This is a genomic window from Pseudomonas sp. GGS8, from assembly GCF_024168645.1.
GTDB lineage: Bacteria > Pseudomonadota > Gammaproteobacteria > Pseudomonadales > Pseudomonadaceae > Aquipseudomonas.
In genome coordinates this window covers 1,317,575-1,331,369 of the sequence record NZ_JALJWF010000001.1, presented here as the reverse complement: position 1 = coordinate 1,331,369, position 13,795 = coordinate 1,317,575, and the positions used below count along the sequence as shown (strand labels likewise).

12 protein-coding genes are annotated in these 13,795 nt (G+C 59.0%); 11 read left to right on the top strand and 1 reads right to left on the bottom strand.

Features of this window, described 5'->3' with window-relative positions; translation table 11 throughout:
* Nucleotides 1-13: 13 nt before the first annotated feature.
* Genes J3D54_RS05845 through J3D54_RS05815 form a run of 7 tightly spaced genes read left to right on the top strand, consistent with a single transcriptional unit; the run spans nt 14 to nt 8,136 of the window.
* A complete protein-coding gene (locus tag J3D54_RS05845) occupies nt 14-1,771 on the top strand; it encodes a carbamoyltransferase (RefSeq protein ID WP_253417074.1) in 1,758 nt (585 codons plus the stop codon).
* The gene (locus tag J3D54_RS05840; protein ID WP_253417073.1) at nt 1,755-2,885 is read left to right on the top strand and encodes a glycosyltransferase; all 1,131 of its coding nucleotides are present in this window, start codon (nt 1,755-1,757) and stop codon (nt 2,883-2,885) included. Before J3D54_RS05845 ends, J3D54_RS05840 begins: the two co-directional genes overlap by 17 nt.
* Nucleotides 2,885-3,781 carry an antimicrobial resistance protein Mig-14 gene (locus tag J3D54_RS05835; protein ID WP_253417072.1) on the top strand — a complete coding sequence of 299 codons (897 nt, stop codon included), beginning with the start codon at nt 2,885-2,887 and terminating at the stop codon, nt 3,779-3,781. Before J3D54_RS05840 ends, J3D54_RS05835 begins: the two co-directional genes overlap by 1 nt.
* Before the next feature lie 8 nt (nt 3,782-3,789).
* Complete coding sequence (locus tag J3D54_RS05830; RefSeq protein WP_253417071.1) at nt 3,790-5,220, top strand: PIG-L deacetylase family protein; 1,431 nt, start codon at nt 3,790-3,792, stop codon at nt 5,218-5,220.
* Entirely contained in the window at nt 5,217-6,173 is a 957-nt protein-coding gene (locus tag J3D54_RS05825) for a glycosyltransferase (RefSeq protein ID WP_253417070.1), read from the top strand. Before J3D54_RS05830 ends, J3D54_RS05825 begins: the two co-directional genes overlap by 4 nt.
* Before the next feature lie 39 nt (nt 6,174-6,212).
* Nucleotides 6,213-6,980 carry a glycosyltransferase family A protein gene (locus J3D54_RS05820; protein WP_253417069.1) on the top strand — a complete coding sequence of 256 codons (768 nt, stop codon included), beginning with the start codon at nt 6,213-6,215 and terminating at the stop codon, nt 6,978-6,980.
* Nucleotides 6,970-8,136, top strand: a complete 1,167-nt coding sequence (locus tag J3D54_RS05815) for an O-antigen ligase domain-containing protein (RefSeq protein WP_253417068.1) — start codon at nt 6,970-6,972, stop codon at nt 8,134-8,136. The genes J3D54_RS05820 and J3D54_RS05815 overlap by 11 nt, the downstream gene beginning before the upstream one ends.
* Before the next feature lie 42 nt (nt 8,137-8,178).
* Here the strand turns inward: J3D54_RS05815 and J3D54_RS05810 are convergent, their stop codons facing one another.
* Nucleotides 8,179-8,820 (bottom strand): toluene tolerance protein, encoded by a 642-nt coding sequence (locus J3D54_RS05810; RefSeq protein ID WP_253417067.1) that lies wholly within the window; start codon nt 8,818-8,820, stop codon nt 8,179-8,181.
* Nucleotides 8,821-8,936: 116 nt separating this feature from the next.
* On the opposite strand from J3D54_RS05810, the gene msbA reads away from it, so the two are divergent.
* The 4 genes from msbA (at nt 8,937) to hldE (ending at nt 13,752) form a co-directional block, all read left to right on the top strand.
* Nucleotides 8,937-10,736, top strand: coding sequence for a lipid A export permease/ATP-binding protein MsbA (gene msbA, locus J3D54_RS05805; protein WP_253417066.1), 1,800 nt, complete (start codon nt 8,937-8,939; stop codon nt 10,734-10,736).
* Nucleotides 10,737-10,922: 186 nt separating this feature from the next.
* Complete coding sequence (locus J3D54_RS05800) at nt 10,923-11,627, top strand: sulfotransferase family 2 domain-containing protein (protein ID WP_253417065.1); 705 nt, start codon at nt 10,923-10,925, stop codon at nt 11,625-11,627.
* A complete protein-coding gene (gene cysC, locus J3D54_RS05795; protein ID WP_253417064.1) occupies nt 11,620-12,225 on the top strand; it encodes an adenylyl-sulfate kinase in 606 nt (201 codons plus the stop codon). Before J3D54_RS05800 ends, cysC begins: the two co-directional genes overlap by 8 nt.
* 102 nt (nt 12,226-12,327) lie before the next feature.
* The gene (gene hldE, locus J3D54_RS05790) at nt 12,328-13,752 is read left to right on the top strand and encodes a bifunctional D-glycero-beta-D-manno-heptose-7-phosphate kinase/D-glycero-beta-D-manno-heptose 1-phosphate adenylyltransferase HldE (protein WP_253417063.1); all 1,425 of its coding nucleotides are present in this window, start codon (nt 12,328-12,330) and stop codon (nt 13,750-13,752) included.
* Nucleotides 13,753-13,795 lie beyond the last annotated feature (43 nt).

The window sequence follows — 13,795 nt, the reverse complement described above, 5'->3', positions numbered from 1 at the left end:
AGGCTTGACCCCTGTGGCATTGACGATTCTTGGCCTGTCCGGCGCCCTTAGCCATGATCCTTCCGCAGCCTTGTACATCGACGGCAAGCTGGTCGCGGCGGCTGAAGAAGAGCGTTTCGTGCGCGATAAACATGCAAAGAACCGCATGCCTTACGAATCGGCGAAATTCTGCCTCGAGCAGGCCGGCATCAAGCCATCCGACGTTGATGTGGTGGCTATTCCGTTCGCGCCGATCAGCCTGTTCGGCAAGGCTCGCTGGCACTACGCCAAACGCTACTGGTACGCCCCGGACCGCGCCCTCGACGCGATCCTGATGGGTAACCGTCGCTACAAGCGCTATCGCAACAAGATTGTCTGGTGCCTCGAGCAATTGGGCTTCGATCCGAAAAAGATCAAGATCGAGCCGGTCGAGCACCACTTGGCCCACGCCTCCAGCGCCTACCACTGCTCCGGTTTCAAAGAGAAAACCGCGATCCTGGGGATCGATGGCAAGGGCGAATACGCCACGACATTCTTCGGTTATGGCGAAAACGGCAAGATCCACAAGATCAAGGAATTCTTCGATCCGGACTCCCTCGGCGGCCTGTACGGCGCGATCACCGAGTTCCTCGGCTTCGAGATGCTCGACGGTGAATTCAAGGTCATGGGCATGGCGCCGTATGGCGACGCCAGCAAATACGATTTCTCCCGCCTGGCCTCGTTCGAAAACGGTGAGTTGGTGATCAACACCGACTACGCCAACGTCATCGGCCTGCGTCGTTATAAAGAGAAGGGCAAGGGTTTCTACTTCTCGCCGAAGCTGATCGAGTGGCTGGGTCCGAAACGCGAAGGCGACATCGCCGACGAGCCCTACATTCACTACGCCGCAAGCATGCAAGCGCTGTTCGAGAAACTGGCGCTGCAGATGATCGACCATTACCTGGGCGATGTGCTCAAGGAAACCGGCAAGCTGGCCTTCGCCGGTGGCTGTGCGTTGAACGTCAAGCTGAACCAGAAGATCATTGCCCGCGACGACATCAAAGAGCTGTTCGTCCAGCCTGCGTCTGGCGATGCCGGTACCGCGGTGGGTGCGGCAGCTTACGTGTCTCACGCCCGTGGTGTGCCGGTCGAGAAGATGGAGCATGTCTACCTCGGTCCGTCCTACAGCAACGAAGACGTGATCGCGGCCTGCGCCCGTCACGCCGACAAGCCAAACTGGCGCAAGCTCGACAATATGCCGGAGCAGATCGCCAAGATCATGGTCGATGGCAACCCGGTGGCCTGGTTCCAGGGCCGCATGGAGTTCGGCCCGCGTGCCTTGGGCGGTCGTTCGATCATTGGCTGCCCGAGCGTGGCCGGCGTGGCGGACCGTATCAACCATCAGATCAAGTTTCGCGAGCGCTGGAGGCCTTTCTGCCCGTCAATGCTCGACACCGTTGCGCCGCAAATGATCAAGATCGATCACCCGGCACCGTTCATGACCTTCACCTTCGAAGTGGCTGAAGAGTGGAAAACCCGCGTGCCGGAAGTCGTCCATGAAGACGGCACGTCCCGGGCCCAGGTGCTCAAGCGCGAATACAACCCGCGTTACTACGACATGATGAAGGCGCTTGAAGTACTGACCGGCAACGGTGTGTCGCTGAACACTTCGCTCAACCGTCGTGGCGAGCCGATGATCTGCTCGCCGACCGACGCCTTGAACATGTTCTTCGGTTCCGACCTGCAATACCTGATCATGGAAGACATTCTGGTGGTCAAAGAAGGCGCGGACGCTTATGACACGCTCGGCTGAACGCCATGTGCTGCAGTTCTGTCACGGCTATGACGGGCCGTTTCTGGACTGCGCCCGGCAGTACGCCAGCCTGTTCGCGGGGACCGGTTATCGCGTGACCACGGTGTTTCTGACCGGGGCTGCCGATGTTGAAGTCGCCGCGAGCTGCGCGTCCGACGAAGTGTTATTCATGGAGTACAGCTCCAAGGCCATTCGTGGCCTGAAGCTGGGCGCCATCGGCGACCTGCGCAAGATCGCCGCGTCGCGCAACTTCAGTTTCTGCATCGCTCACCGCTTCAAACCGACCTATATCGCCTTGCTCGGCACTTCGTTGCCGGTCATTGGTGTGCATCACGCGTTTGGCGATTACCAGCGCGGTACCCGCAAACTGTTCGCGCATATTTTCCGCAAGCGCCTGAGCCTGCTCGGCGTCTCCGATGCGGTGCGTGACGACATGCGCCATTGCTTGCCGAAATGGCCGCAGGCGCGGATTCAGACGCTCTATAACCGGATTGATGTGCAGGCGTTGCAGACCAGCCAAGTGTCGGTTCGCGAAGCCCGGGAAACCCTCGGCTTGTCGATGGATGCCTGGATTGTCGGCAACGTCGGGCGCCTGCATCCGGACAAGGATCAGACTACGCTGCTGCATGGTTTCGCCACGGCACTGCCGGGGTTGCCGGCCAACAGTCAGTTGGTGATTCTGGGCAGCGGTCGGCTGGAGCAGGACCTCAAGGCCCTGGCGCGTGAACTGGGTATCGGCGATCGCGTGTTGTTCCTCGGCCAGGTGCCCGAGGCGCGTCGCTACTTCCGCGCTTTTGATGTATTTGCCTTGAGTTCCGATCACGAACCGTTCGGCATGGTATTGCTGGAGGCCATGGCCGCCGGTGTGCCGTTGCTCGCCACCGCATGCGGGGGCGCCAGGGAAGTGGTCGAAGGCGTGGGCATTCTGTTTCCGCTGGGCGATGCCGGGCACCTGGCTCAAGGGCTGCAACATCTGGCCGCGATGGACGAGCAACAACGCCGCCAGTGCGCCGAGCTGATGTTCGAGCGCTTGCGTGAACGCTTCTCCGATCGCGCGGTGCGCGATGCTTTCTGGCATTTGCCGCACGTCACCGAACTGGCACCGAGGAGCTGATGCTCAACCGACTTCAAGGCTGGCGCGAGCGTGGCTGGGCGCAGGTCGACGCCTCGACTTATGCCCAGGCCTGGCAACGTTTTGGCGGCAGCGTCGCGACTCATCCTCTGGTGGTCGAACGTCTGGCGCAGTTGGCCGACATTCCGGTGCGCTACCTGGCTTGGGAGCAGGGCGGCGAAGTGAAAGCCGCCATCCCGACCTGGGGGCGCGACCTGGCGCTGTCCAAGGACGTGCTCAAGCGCACAGGTAAAAAAGGCCTGTTCGACCTCGGCAATGCCGAACTGATCCTGCCGGCCGCCGCTGATGCCCAGGCACCACTGCGCCATCGCGGGCGTTACCTGTCGGCGCTGAGCGAAGGTCGTTTTACCGGTATCAAGCTGCAGGCCGAACAACTGGCCCTGGCCCGGACACCTGAAGAACTGTCGAAAAAGTTTCGCTACAACCAGCGCCGCGAATTGCGCCTGCTGGAAGAGGCGGGCGGTGTGGTGCGACCGGTTGCCGAGTTTTCCAGCAGTGAACTGGCGGCGATCTATTGCGACTTGTTCCAGCGTCGCTGGGGCTTTCCGGCCACCGGTGCCGAGCGCATGGGCGAGGTGATCGAGTTGTTGCGCGAGTTGCTGATCGGTTCGGTGATTTTCCTCAACGACGCACCGATTGCGACTCAACTGGTGTACCGCGTCGAGGCGCCGGAATGGATCAGCGTCGAATACGTCAACGGCGGTGTCGATCCCGAGACCCGCGATTTCAGCCCTGGCAGCGTGCTGAGCTTCCTCAACACCCAAAGCGCCTGGGAACATGCTCGTGCGTTGGATAAGCCCCTGCGGTTTTCCTTTGGTCGAACCGACCGTGAGTACAAGGACCGTTGGTGCAATTCTGTGCCGGTCTTCACGGTATGAGCCAACCCATGAGCCGCAAACAGCAACTGCTCAAGCGCCATCGGCGCAACAAACGCATCGGCCTGTTGATTGCGTTGATACTACTGATCGCCATCGGCGTGCTGGTGGCCTGGTGGCTGCCGCTGGTGCTTGCGGTGCTGGGCTGGATCGCCCACGAGGCGTGGTTTGCCGACCATCTGTTTTATTCCCCCCAAGACGATTACCAATACAGCTTCCCGCCGTATACCCCGCAGCCCAAGATCCATCTGGATGGTGAACGGCTGCGGCTGGATGAGGGCGTCATGCTGGTCGATGACGCCACGCTGGTACTGGCGCTGCGGGTGAAAAGTACTTGGCTGGGGCGCTTTATCGATCCGGTGGTCGAGTTGCTGGGAGGCGATAATCCCGACCGGCAAACCTTCGAGCGCGGTGTAAACGGCTTGCGTTACCTCAATCTCAGTGGCCAGGCACGGGTGCTGTCACAGGGTGAATTACGTTTGCGCGGGCGTTTCTGCCGATGGCTTGGTGAGCCAGTGCTTTGGGCGTTTGAGCATCCGGATTACAGTCGTCAACGGGTGATGGTAATCGCCCCGCACGCCGACGACGCTGAGCTGGCGGCATTCGGGCTGTACAGCAGCACAAGTCAAAGTTGGGTGGTGACCCTGACCGCCGGTGAAATCGAGGCCGGGCACTATCGACAGATGGGGCTCAATGACGTCGAAGCGTCCCGGATGAAAGGTTCACTGCGTGCCTGGGACAGTGTAAGCGTGCCATTGTGGGGAGGTGTCCCTCAGGAGCGCTGTATACAACTGGGGTACTTCTGCCTGCAATTGCCCGCCATGCAGAGAGCTCCGACCGAGGCCGTAGCGTCCCGCGAGGCACAGCTTGGCGATACCCGATATTTTCGACGGTTCAATCCGTTCGCCTTGGGCAGTGACGTAGATGGTCTGCCGTCCTGGAACAATCTGCTGGCGGATCTGCGTGAGTTGATCGAGCGTATCGAACCTCAGATCATTGTCTTGCCGCATCCACGCTTTGACCCTCATCCAGACCATCTGTGCTCGCAGCAGGCAGTGATGCAGGCACTAAGCGGAACGACTTGGCAACCCGACACGTTGTTGCATTACGCCAATCATTTGCACGACAACGATCGTTGGCCAATGGGCGATGCCGGTACAGGCATAGCGCTGCCACCGCAGATGGGTACGCATGAGCCGCTGCGGCCCTGGACGCTTTGCTTGTCCGCCGAAAAACAGTGGCACAAGGCCATGTCATTGGGCATGATGCACGACCTTCAGCCCCGGCCTCCCTTCAAGCGTCTACTTCGCCGGGCAATACAACGTTGCCTGGCGGCCCGACGCTGGCCGGCATTTGGCGAAAACGAGTTCTTCCGTAAAACAGTGCGACGCCACGAGTTGTTTTGGGTCCAAGAGCGGTCTGGAAAGAGAGAGTCCAATTGAAAGTTCTGTTTCTGGTTCAGAAGGAGCAGCGAGCGATCCTTGACCGACTGTATGACGGGATCGCCGAGCATTGCGAGTGCGACAAGCGTGAATTAAGCAGTGCAGAGCAGGACGACTTGCGTGGGTACTTTCGCAGGCATGTCGATGTGACCCTTTATGACCGGATCGTGTTTTTCCTGCGCTTCAAAAAAGAAATCAGACAGGTGAGGTTCATACAAACCCTGCCCAATCTGGTTATTCTTGAACACGATGCGTACCAGAATTACATCCCGTGCAAATACACCGGAAAATTCAGTGCCCATTACCGCAAGCTTCCTTGGGTACGGGTGATCAGCTCAGGTTTCATGATCAGCCAGCGTTTGCGTGATGAAGGTTTTGACGCGCATTTCGTGCCCAAGGGTTACGATCAGGCGCTGTTGCAAAACCGTCAACGTGAGCGTGATATCGAGCTGGGTTTCGTTGGCAGTCTCAATAGCGTGGCGTATGCCGGTCGCAAGGCCATGCTCGAGTCGGTAGCCGACCTCGAAAACTTGCTGATCACTCGCACCAGATCGGGTGAGGAGTACTGCGAGACGTTGAGCCGGATCCGTTATTTCGTGAGTGCCGATGTCGGCATGGGCGAATACATGATCAAGAATTTCGAGGCCATGGCCTGTGGTTGCGTGCTGTTTGCTTACGATCAAGGGGAAGCAGAGAATCGCGCGCTAGGTTTTGTTGATATGCAGAATATTGTGCTCTATCGAACACGCGACGAACTCAGAGAGAAACTCGCCGTGTTGCGCGCGTCCTCGCAGCTGACCGAGACCATTTCGTTGGCCGGTCAGGCTCTGGTAGAGCAGCGCTATACCTTCCGGGCGATGGGGCATGCGATTGTCGATGCCATGCGTGCGCCGTTGCGCGAGCGGGTGCCGCTGAGCTGGAAAGAGAAACTACGCTTGTCGTTGGGGCTGTGAAGCCGGGCGATTAAACAATCAATGGTGCGGTGTAAATAAATGCTGTTCAGCGATACTAGCGACATTTCGATCGTCATCACCAGTTGCGGCCGCTTCGATCTGTTGAAGCGGACACTGGAGACACTTGATCGGTTCAACACGGCTCCCATCCGTAAAGTGTTCATTACCGAGGACTCCGGCGACAGTGCCGTAGAGGCCTGTATTCCGGAGCACTGGAGGGCGCACACCCAGTTCTTCATCAACAATCCGCGTCTGGGTCAGTTGCGATCCATCGATGCTGCCTATGCTCAGGTACAGACGTCATGGATCTTCCATTGCGAAGACGACTGGGACTTTTATCGCGAAGGGTTTATCGAAGATTCCCAACGCCTGTTGGAGGAAGATCCACAGGCGCTGCAGGTGTGGTTGCGCAGCTTCAATCATGACCTGATGGTTCACAGCCCTTATGTGTTCCTGGGCGAACGAAAAGTCAGCCATGGCGTTCCTTTCTACATGCTGGGCTCGCACAAGGCCGACTGGCAGGGTTTTTCCTTTAACCCGGGGCTACGCCGTCGCGCGGACTACCTGTTGCATGCACCGTATTCCGGGTTGTCCGGTGAGAAAGACTTGTCGCGTCTGTATGCCGGGGAAAACCGCTATGCGTTGATTCTGGAAAACGACGCGGTATTGCACACCGGCTTTGGTGAGCATGTGGTGGTTCCACAGGAACGTGTGAACAAATTGAAGCGCAAACGTCTCGATCGGCTCAAGCTGATGGCAGCCCTTATTATCGGTTTGGCAACAGGTTGGGTGCTCCATGGAATTTAGCGGCGCGAAGCCTGGAAAGATCACCGTCACGTCTTATTTTGGAACGATGCTCTGTCTGTTTCTGTTGAGCTTCATAGTGGGCTGGTCGTCGAAGTGGACCAACAACCTGTTTTACGGACTGATGGTATCGCCGGGCCTGTTTTTCCTGATCAAGGAACGCGGTAATGGCTTGCTCAAGCAGCCGTTGATGTGGGGCTGGCTGGCATTTCTTCTGTGGTTTTTGGTGCCTGCGGCGATTGCCGGACACTTGCAGTTCTACAAGCACATTTTCTATGTGCTGATGTTCGTCATGGTGCTCGGCGCATTCACTGACCCCCAGTTCTTCCGCAGCCCTCTGTTTGTTCGTGCGCAGTTCTGGATCCTGGCGGTGTACATTTTCGCCTGCGCACTCTACAGCTGGGTAACCGGTGAGTATGCCGTCGGCAGTCGGGTGGCATTGCTTCCTGCGCGTTTGCAGAACGTTATATATGCCAGTATCTGGCTGTTGTGCGCATTGGCGCTGGCGTTGCCATTCTGGATCAGGGAACGCAAGTTCGTCGAAGCTGGCCTGGCCGTCGCTTTTTCGTTGTTCGCGGTGGTCTATATCCTGCAGGCACGCACTGCGTTGGTAGGTGCGGTGTTCCTGGCGGGTGTCTGGGGGCTTTACGGTATTTACCAAAAACCGCGGCTGGTCGGCGGCGTCGTGGCGATTGGTCTGGTGCTCATGGGGCTGTTGTTCCTGACGGTGCATAACGACGCCTGGTACCAGGCACTGTGGATACGCGGCGATTCGTACCGTATCGAGATTTTCGATGTCATGGTTGGCGAATGGCACCATTGCGGCTGGGTACTGGGTTGCGGTATCGACTTCCAAACCACTCAGCTACTCGATGGCTGGATGCCGATCCAGCATCCGCACAATATTTTCGTCTCGCTGGGGCTTTACAGCGGCGCAGTCGCACTGGTGTTGTTCATCGCACTGATGGCGGCCTCGCTTTGGCAGGCCTGGCGTGTGCGTGATGAGTGGGGCGTGTACCTGGCCTGTGCGCTGGTGATGCTGAACTTCGACGGCAGCTTGTTGATCGGCAATCCGGATGAGCTATGGCCATTGGTGCTGTTGCCGGCGGGGATGATCCTTTCTCGTGCGTTGCAGGCGCAGCGCCAGGCACTAGTGTAATACCTGACCTTCGTCCCAGCCTCAGGGACGAAGGTGTCTGGATCATTTTTGCAGAGCGATGCTCAGTTCTTCCGGTGAGCAGGTGCTCTGCGTCTGGCCATAATTCTTCATGAAGACTTCGCCGCGACCGTCGAGCAACCATAGGCGGTCTTGCGGGTATCGCACCATGTGCTTGAAGTTGCGCAGCCGTAGGCTCTTGCGCAGCGGACGGCGATAAACCCGCATGTCTGCAATATCGATCAGGCCCAGCTGATGCTCGGGCGTGAGCACTATATTGCCCAGGTGCGCCGAACGGAAGTAGATCCCGCGCTCATGCAAGGTGGCCATGAAGGCCCCCAGCTGACCGCGCAGTGGGTCGGCATCGTCCTGGGCATCCAGAAGTTGGCGCAGGGTCTGACCCGGTAACGGGTCGTAATGTACGGCATCGCGCTCGATGCTGGGGATGCGGTAGACCTGACGTATCGACGGGCAGGGAATCTGCCGCTCATGCAGTGCGTCGCAGTTGTCGGCAAAGCGTTTGGCGTAGGGGTACCAGGCAGCCGATGTCAGCAGGCGCTTGCGACGAAACAGCTTGAGGATCGAGCCGTCCGTCAACCGCAGAACCTTGTCCCCGGAGCCATCGGCTTCAAGGACTTGTGCTCCCTCGCGCAGGGCGAGGTATCGGGGGTGGTCAAGCACTTGCATCAATACTCCAGGTTTCGACGCCGTGAGGCATGGATAGCCGGTAATGTTACCGCAGCTCAGTGACTAAAATGGCCTGTGTTACACTCGCGGGCTCTTTTCTCATACAACGGGTTCTCATGACTAGCCCTGATTCGCCTGCGCCGTCGAGCTTGAAGATTTACCTGCGCCTGCTGTCGTATGTGCGCCCGTACTGGGGCATGTTCGCCATCAGTATCGTCGGCTTCGTGATTTTTGCTTCGACGCAGCCCATGCTGGCCGGGATTCTCAAGTATTTTGTCGATGGCTTGAGCAACCCGGAAGCAGTGCTCTTCCCCAATGTGCCTTATCTGAAGGACTTGCAGCTACTGATGGCCGTGCCGTTGCTGATCATTCTGATCGCCGCGTGGCAAGGCCTGGGCTCGTTTCTTGGCAACTACTATCTGGCGAAGGTTTCGCTGGGGTTGGTGCACGACTTGCGCGTCGAGCTGTTCAACAAGTTGCTGGTACTACCTAACCGTTATTTCGACACCCATAACTCCGGGCATTTGATTTCACGTATCACCTTCAACGTGACCATGGTTACCGGAGCCGCCACCGACGCTATCAAGGTGGTGATCCGCGAAGGCCTGACCGTGGTGTTTCTGTTTGCCTACCTATTGTGGATGAACTGGAAGCTGACGCTGGTCATGCTGGCGATCTTGCCACTCATCGCGATCATGGTCGGTAGCACCAGCAAAAAATTCCGCAAGCAGAGCAAGAAGATCCAGGTCGCCATGGGCGACGTGACCCACGTCGCGTCCGAGACCATCCAGGGTTATCGCGTTGTGCGCAGTTTCGGTGGCGAGAGCTATGAAGAACGCCGCTTTGCCGAAGCCAGCCAGGGCAACACGGACAAACAGTTGCGCATGACCAAGACCGGCGCAATCTACACACCGATGCTGCAGTTGGTGATCTACAGCGCCATGGCCGCGCTGATGTTCCTGGTGCTGTTCCTGCGCGGCGATGCGACCGCCGGTGACCTGGTGGCATACATTACTGCCGCAGGCCTGTTACCCAAGCCGATTCGGCAGCTGTCGGAAGTCAGTTCGACGATCCAGAAAGGCGTCGCCGGGGCCGAAAGCATTTTCGAGCAACTGGATGTCGAGCCGGAGGTGGATAAGGGTACGGTCGAGAAAGATCGGATCAGCGGTCATCTGGAGGTGCGCAACCTGAGCTTCACCTATCCGGGAGCCGACCGTGAAGTACTGAAAAACATCAGTTTCACCGCGGCACCAGGGCAAATGATCGCACTGGTGGGGCGTTCCGGCAGCGGCAAGTCGACTCTGGCCAGCCTGATTCCACGCTTCTATCACCATGAAACCGGCGAGATCCTGCTCGATGGCGTGGAAATCGAAGACTATCGCCTGCGCAATCTGCGTCGTCATGTTGCCCAGGTGACGCAACACGTCACGCTGTTCAATGACACGGTTGCCAATAACATCGCCTACGGTGATCTGGCCGGCGCGCCGCGTGCGGATATCGAAAAAGCTGCCGAAGACGCCTATGCCATGGACTTTATCGCCCAGCTACCGCGGGGGCTGGACACCGACGTCGGCGAGAATGGTGTGCTGCTCTCTGGCGGTCAGCGACAGCGTCTGGCGATCGCCCGCGCCTTGCTGAAAAACGCGCCACTGCTGATTCTCGATGAAGCGACGTCGGCACTCGATACGGAGTCTGAGCGGCACATTCAAGGCGCGCTGGATCGAGTCATGAAAGGTCGCACGACGCTGGTCATAGCTCACCGGTTGTCGACCATCGAGAAGGCTGACCTGATTCTGGTCATGGATCAGGGCCGGATCGTCGAGCGCGGCACCCATGCCGAGCTTCTGGCGCAGAACGGTTACTACGCCCGCTTGAACGCCATGGGCCTCGACGCCCCGACTGAAAACATCGCCTGACTCGATGCGAGGGTGAGCCTGGCTCACCCTCGCGTTCACCGGCGTGCAACGCGTCCGGTGGATTGTATCCAGACCTTTACGCTTCTTGACCAAACCGGAATAAATCTCGGCAACGCGCTTGTTAAGGTTCCTGAACGAACGTTGACTACAATCGAGGGGGGCCAGCCCTTTCGCGCGGGTACTGCCATGCTGCAACGATATCTCTGGAAGCTCTTGCCCAAGCAGCAGCGGGCTTTTCTGCTGGGGCGCCTGTCGGTCGTGGACCGTCAGGTGGTCAACAAGTCAATGTCGGCCAATCTGGGGTTTCCCAAGGCCTTCGAACAGCATTCCTGCCTATTCATTCATGTTCCCAAATGTGCCGGGAGCAGTGTGTGCGCGGCAATGTTCGATGGCTGGACCCCGGGGCACTTGCCGTTGTATTGGTACGAGCAGCAATTTCCCGAGCAGTTTGCCGCCAGTTTCAAGTTCGCCTTCGTTCGTGATCCGCTGGAAAGGGCCTACTCGGCTTATGCTTTTTTGCGCGGCAACGAGTTGGGCCGGCGCGACCAGGCGGCGCAGAGGCTGGTCAGCCACTACCGCGACTTCGATGATTTCGTTGCTCGCTGGCTGCATTCGGAGACGATCAGCCGACAAATGCATTTTGCCGCGCAAACGGATTTTCTGACCGACTCCCTGGGGCATTTGGCCCTGGATTTCATCGGCTACCAGGAGCATCTGGAGCGGGATTTTCGCCTGATCTGCGAACAAGTAGGCCACTCGGCAGTGTTACCTCACGTCAACGGCTCGCAACAGCGGCGTCCGATGCTTGCCCGCGATTTCTGCTCGGTGCGTACCCGACGGCTGGTGCGACGGGTGTACCAGCGCGATTACGAAATGCTCGGTTATGAATGAGACCCTGTCGATGCCTGTTCCAGAGATCAGGCCTTACGATTTATCACTGTCGAACCGCGACCGCGCCGCAATCAAATCCCAGCACCCGCGTTGCCTCTGGCTGACGGGTCTGTCAGGCGCGGGCAAGTCGACCCTGGCCAATGCGCTGGAGTCGCAACTCAATCAGCACGGGCTGCACACGTTCCTGCTCGATGGCGACAACCTGCGCAATGGGCTGTGCCGTGATTTGGGGATGAGTGCTGAGTGTCGCCGGGAAAATATCCGGCGCATGGCCGAGGTGGCACGGCTGATGGTCGACGCTGGTTTGATTGTGATTGTTGCGGCGATCTCGCCGTTTCGCGCCGAGCGTGATACCGCCCGGCGGTTGTTCGCTGAGGGCGATTTCATCGAGGTGTATGTGAGCACGCCCTTCGCGGTGTGCGCACAACGGGACCCAAAAGGTTTGTATCAAGCGGCCCGGCAAGGGCGGATCAAGAACTTCACCGGCATCGACAGCCCTTATGAGGCACCGCTGACGGCGGAGTGCGAGATTGATACCCAGGCGCTGCAACTTGAGGACGCTTGCCATCGTTTGTCGCAATTTCTGTTCAATAAATGAACAGAAATCCCTGTCGATTCATCCGGTTGCAGCCGCCCCGCAAGCCAGCGCCAACCCTGTGTTAATATCGCGCCCCTGTTCATTTTGTATGTGGGTTGCTCCATGAAGTTGTCCATGCCGCGATTCAATCAAGCCCCTGTCTTGGTGGTCGGCGATGTCATGCTCGACCGTTACTGGCATGGTGGTACCTCACGGATCTCCCCTGAGGCGCCGGTACCGGTAGTCAAGGTCGAGCACATCGAGGACCGCCCGGGCGGTGCCGCCAACGTTGCCTTGAACATTGCCGCGCTCGGTGCGCCGGCCTCGCTGGTCGGCGTGACTGGCGATGACGAAGCCGCCGACAGCCTGGCCAATAGCCTCAAGGGCGCAGGCGTGCGGGCGTTGTTTCAGCGCATTGCGCACCAGCCGACCATCGTCAAGCTGCGGGTCATGAGCCGTCACCAGCAATTGCTGCGTATCGACTTCGAAGAGTCTTTCGCAACTGACGCCCTGGCGCTGGGCGAGCAAGTCGACGAATTGCTCGAAGGTATCAAGGTGCTGGTGCTGTCCGACTACGGCAAAGGCGCGTTGAAAAACCATCAGGTGCTGATCCAGGCCGCCCGTGCCCGTGGCATTCCGGTGCTGGCCGATCCCAAGGGCAAGGATTTCTCGATCTACCGTGGCGCGAGCCTGATCACCCCGAACCTCAGCGAGTTCGAGACCATCGTCGGCGGTTGCGCCGATGAGCACGAACTGGTGAGCAAGGGCGCGCAGCTGATGCATGACCTCGACCTCGGTGCGTTGCTGGTAACCCGTGGCGAGCACGGGATGACCTTGCTGCGCCCGGATCATCCGGCGCTGCACCTGCCGGCCCGTGCCCGTGAAGTGTTCGACGTGACCGGCGCCGGTGACACGGTGATTTCTACCCTGGCGGCGGCGATCGCCGCTGGCGAAGAGCTGCCCCACGCGGTGGCCCTGGCCAATCTGGCGGCGGGCATCGTGGTCGGCAAGCTCGGTACCGCGGCCATCAGCGCACCGGAACTGCGTCGCGCGATTCAGCGCGAGGAGGGCTCTGAGCGCGGTGTGCTGGGCCTGGAGCAGTTGCTGTTGGCGGTCGATGACGCGCGTGCACACAAAGAGAAGATCGTGTTCACCAACGGCTGCTTCGACATCCTGCATGCCGGCCATGTGACTTACCTCGAACAGGCGCGCGCCCAAGGTGATCGCCTGATCGTGGCGGTCAATGACGATGCGTCGGTGAGCCGCTTGAAGGGGCCGGGTCGTCCGATCAACAGCGTCGACCGTCGCATGGCGGTACTGGCAGGTTTAGGCGCCGTGGATTGGGTGATCAGCTTCTCAGAGGGCACCCCGGAAAACCTGCTGCGCGCGCTCAAGCCGGACGTACTGGTCAAGGGCGGTGATTACGGGATCGACCAAGTGGTTGGTGCGGACATCGTCAACGCTTACGGCGGGACCGTGAAAGTACTGGGGCTGGTGGAAAACAGCTCGACCACGGCGATTGTCGAGAAGATTCGCCAGGCCGAGTGAGGCCATAAAAGATCGCAGCCTTCGGCAGCTCCTACGCGCCCGA

Bases quoted from the DNA above. Each gene is read 5' to 3' on its own strand.
- J3D54_RS05815 (WP_253417068.1), top strand. From the start codon at position 6,970: ATGGAATTTAGCGGCGCGAAGCCTGGAAAGATCACCGTCACGTCTTAT.
- cysC (WP_253417064.1), top strand. From the start codon at position 11,620: ATGAATGAGACCCTGTCGATGCCTGTTCCAGAGATCAGGCCTTACGAT.
- J3D54_RS05830 (WP_253417071.1), top strand. From the start codon at position 3,790: ATGAGCCGCAAACAGCAACTGCTCAAGCGCCATCGGCGCAACAAACGC.
- msbA (WP_253417066.1), top strand. From the start codon at position 8,937: ATGACTAGCCCTGATTCGCCTGCGCCGTCGAGCTTGAAGATTTACCTG.
- J3D54_RS05835 (WP_253417072.1), top strand. From the start codon at position 2,885: ATGCTCAACCGACTTCAAGGCTGGCGCGAGCGTGGCTGGGCGCAGGTC.
- J3D54_RS05820 (WP_253417069.1), top strand. From the start codon at position 6,213: ATGCTGTTCAGCGATACTAGCGACATTTCGATCGTCATCACCAGTTGC.
- J3D54_RS05800 (WP_253417065.1), top strand. From the start codon at position 10,923: ATGCTGCAACGATATCTCTGGAAGCTCTTGCCCAAGCAGCAGCGGGCT.
- hldE (WP_253417063.1), top strand. From the start codon at position 12,328: ATGAAGTTGTCCATGCCGCGATTCAATCAAGCCCCTGTCTTGGTGGTC.
- J3D54_RS05840 (WP_253417073.1), top strand. From the start codon at position 1,755: ATGACACGCTCGGCTGAACGCCATGTGCTGCAGTTCTGTCACGGCTAT.
- J3D54_RS05810 (WP_253417067.1), bottom strand. From the start codon at position 8,820: ATGCAAGTGCTTGACCACCCCCGATACCTCGCCCTGCGCGAGGGAGCA.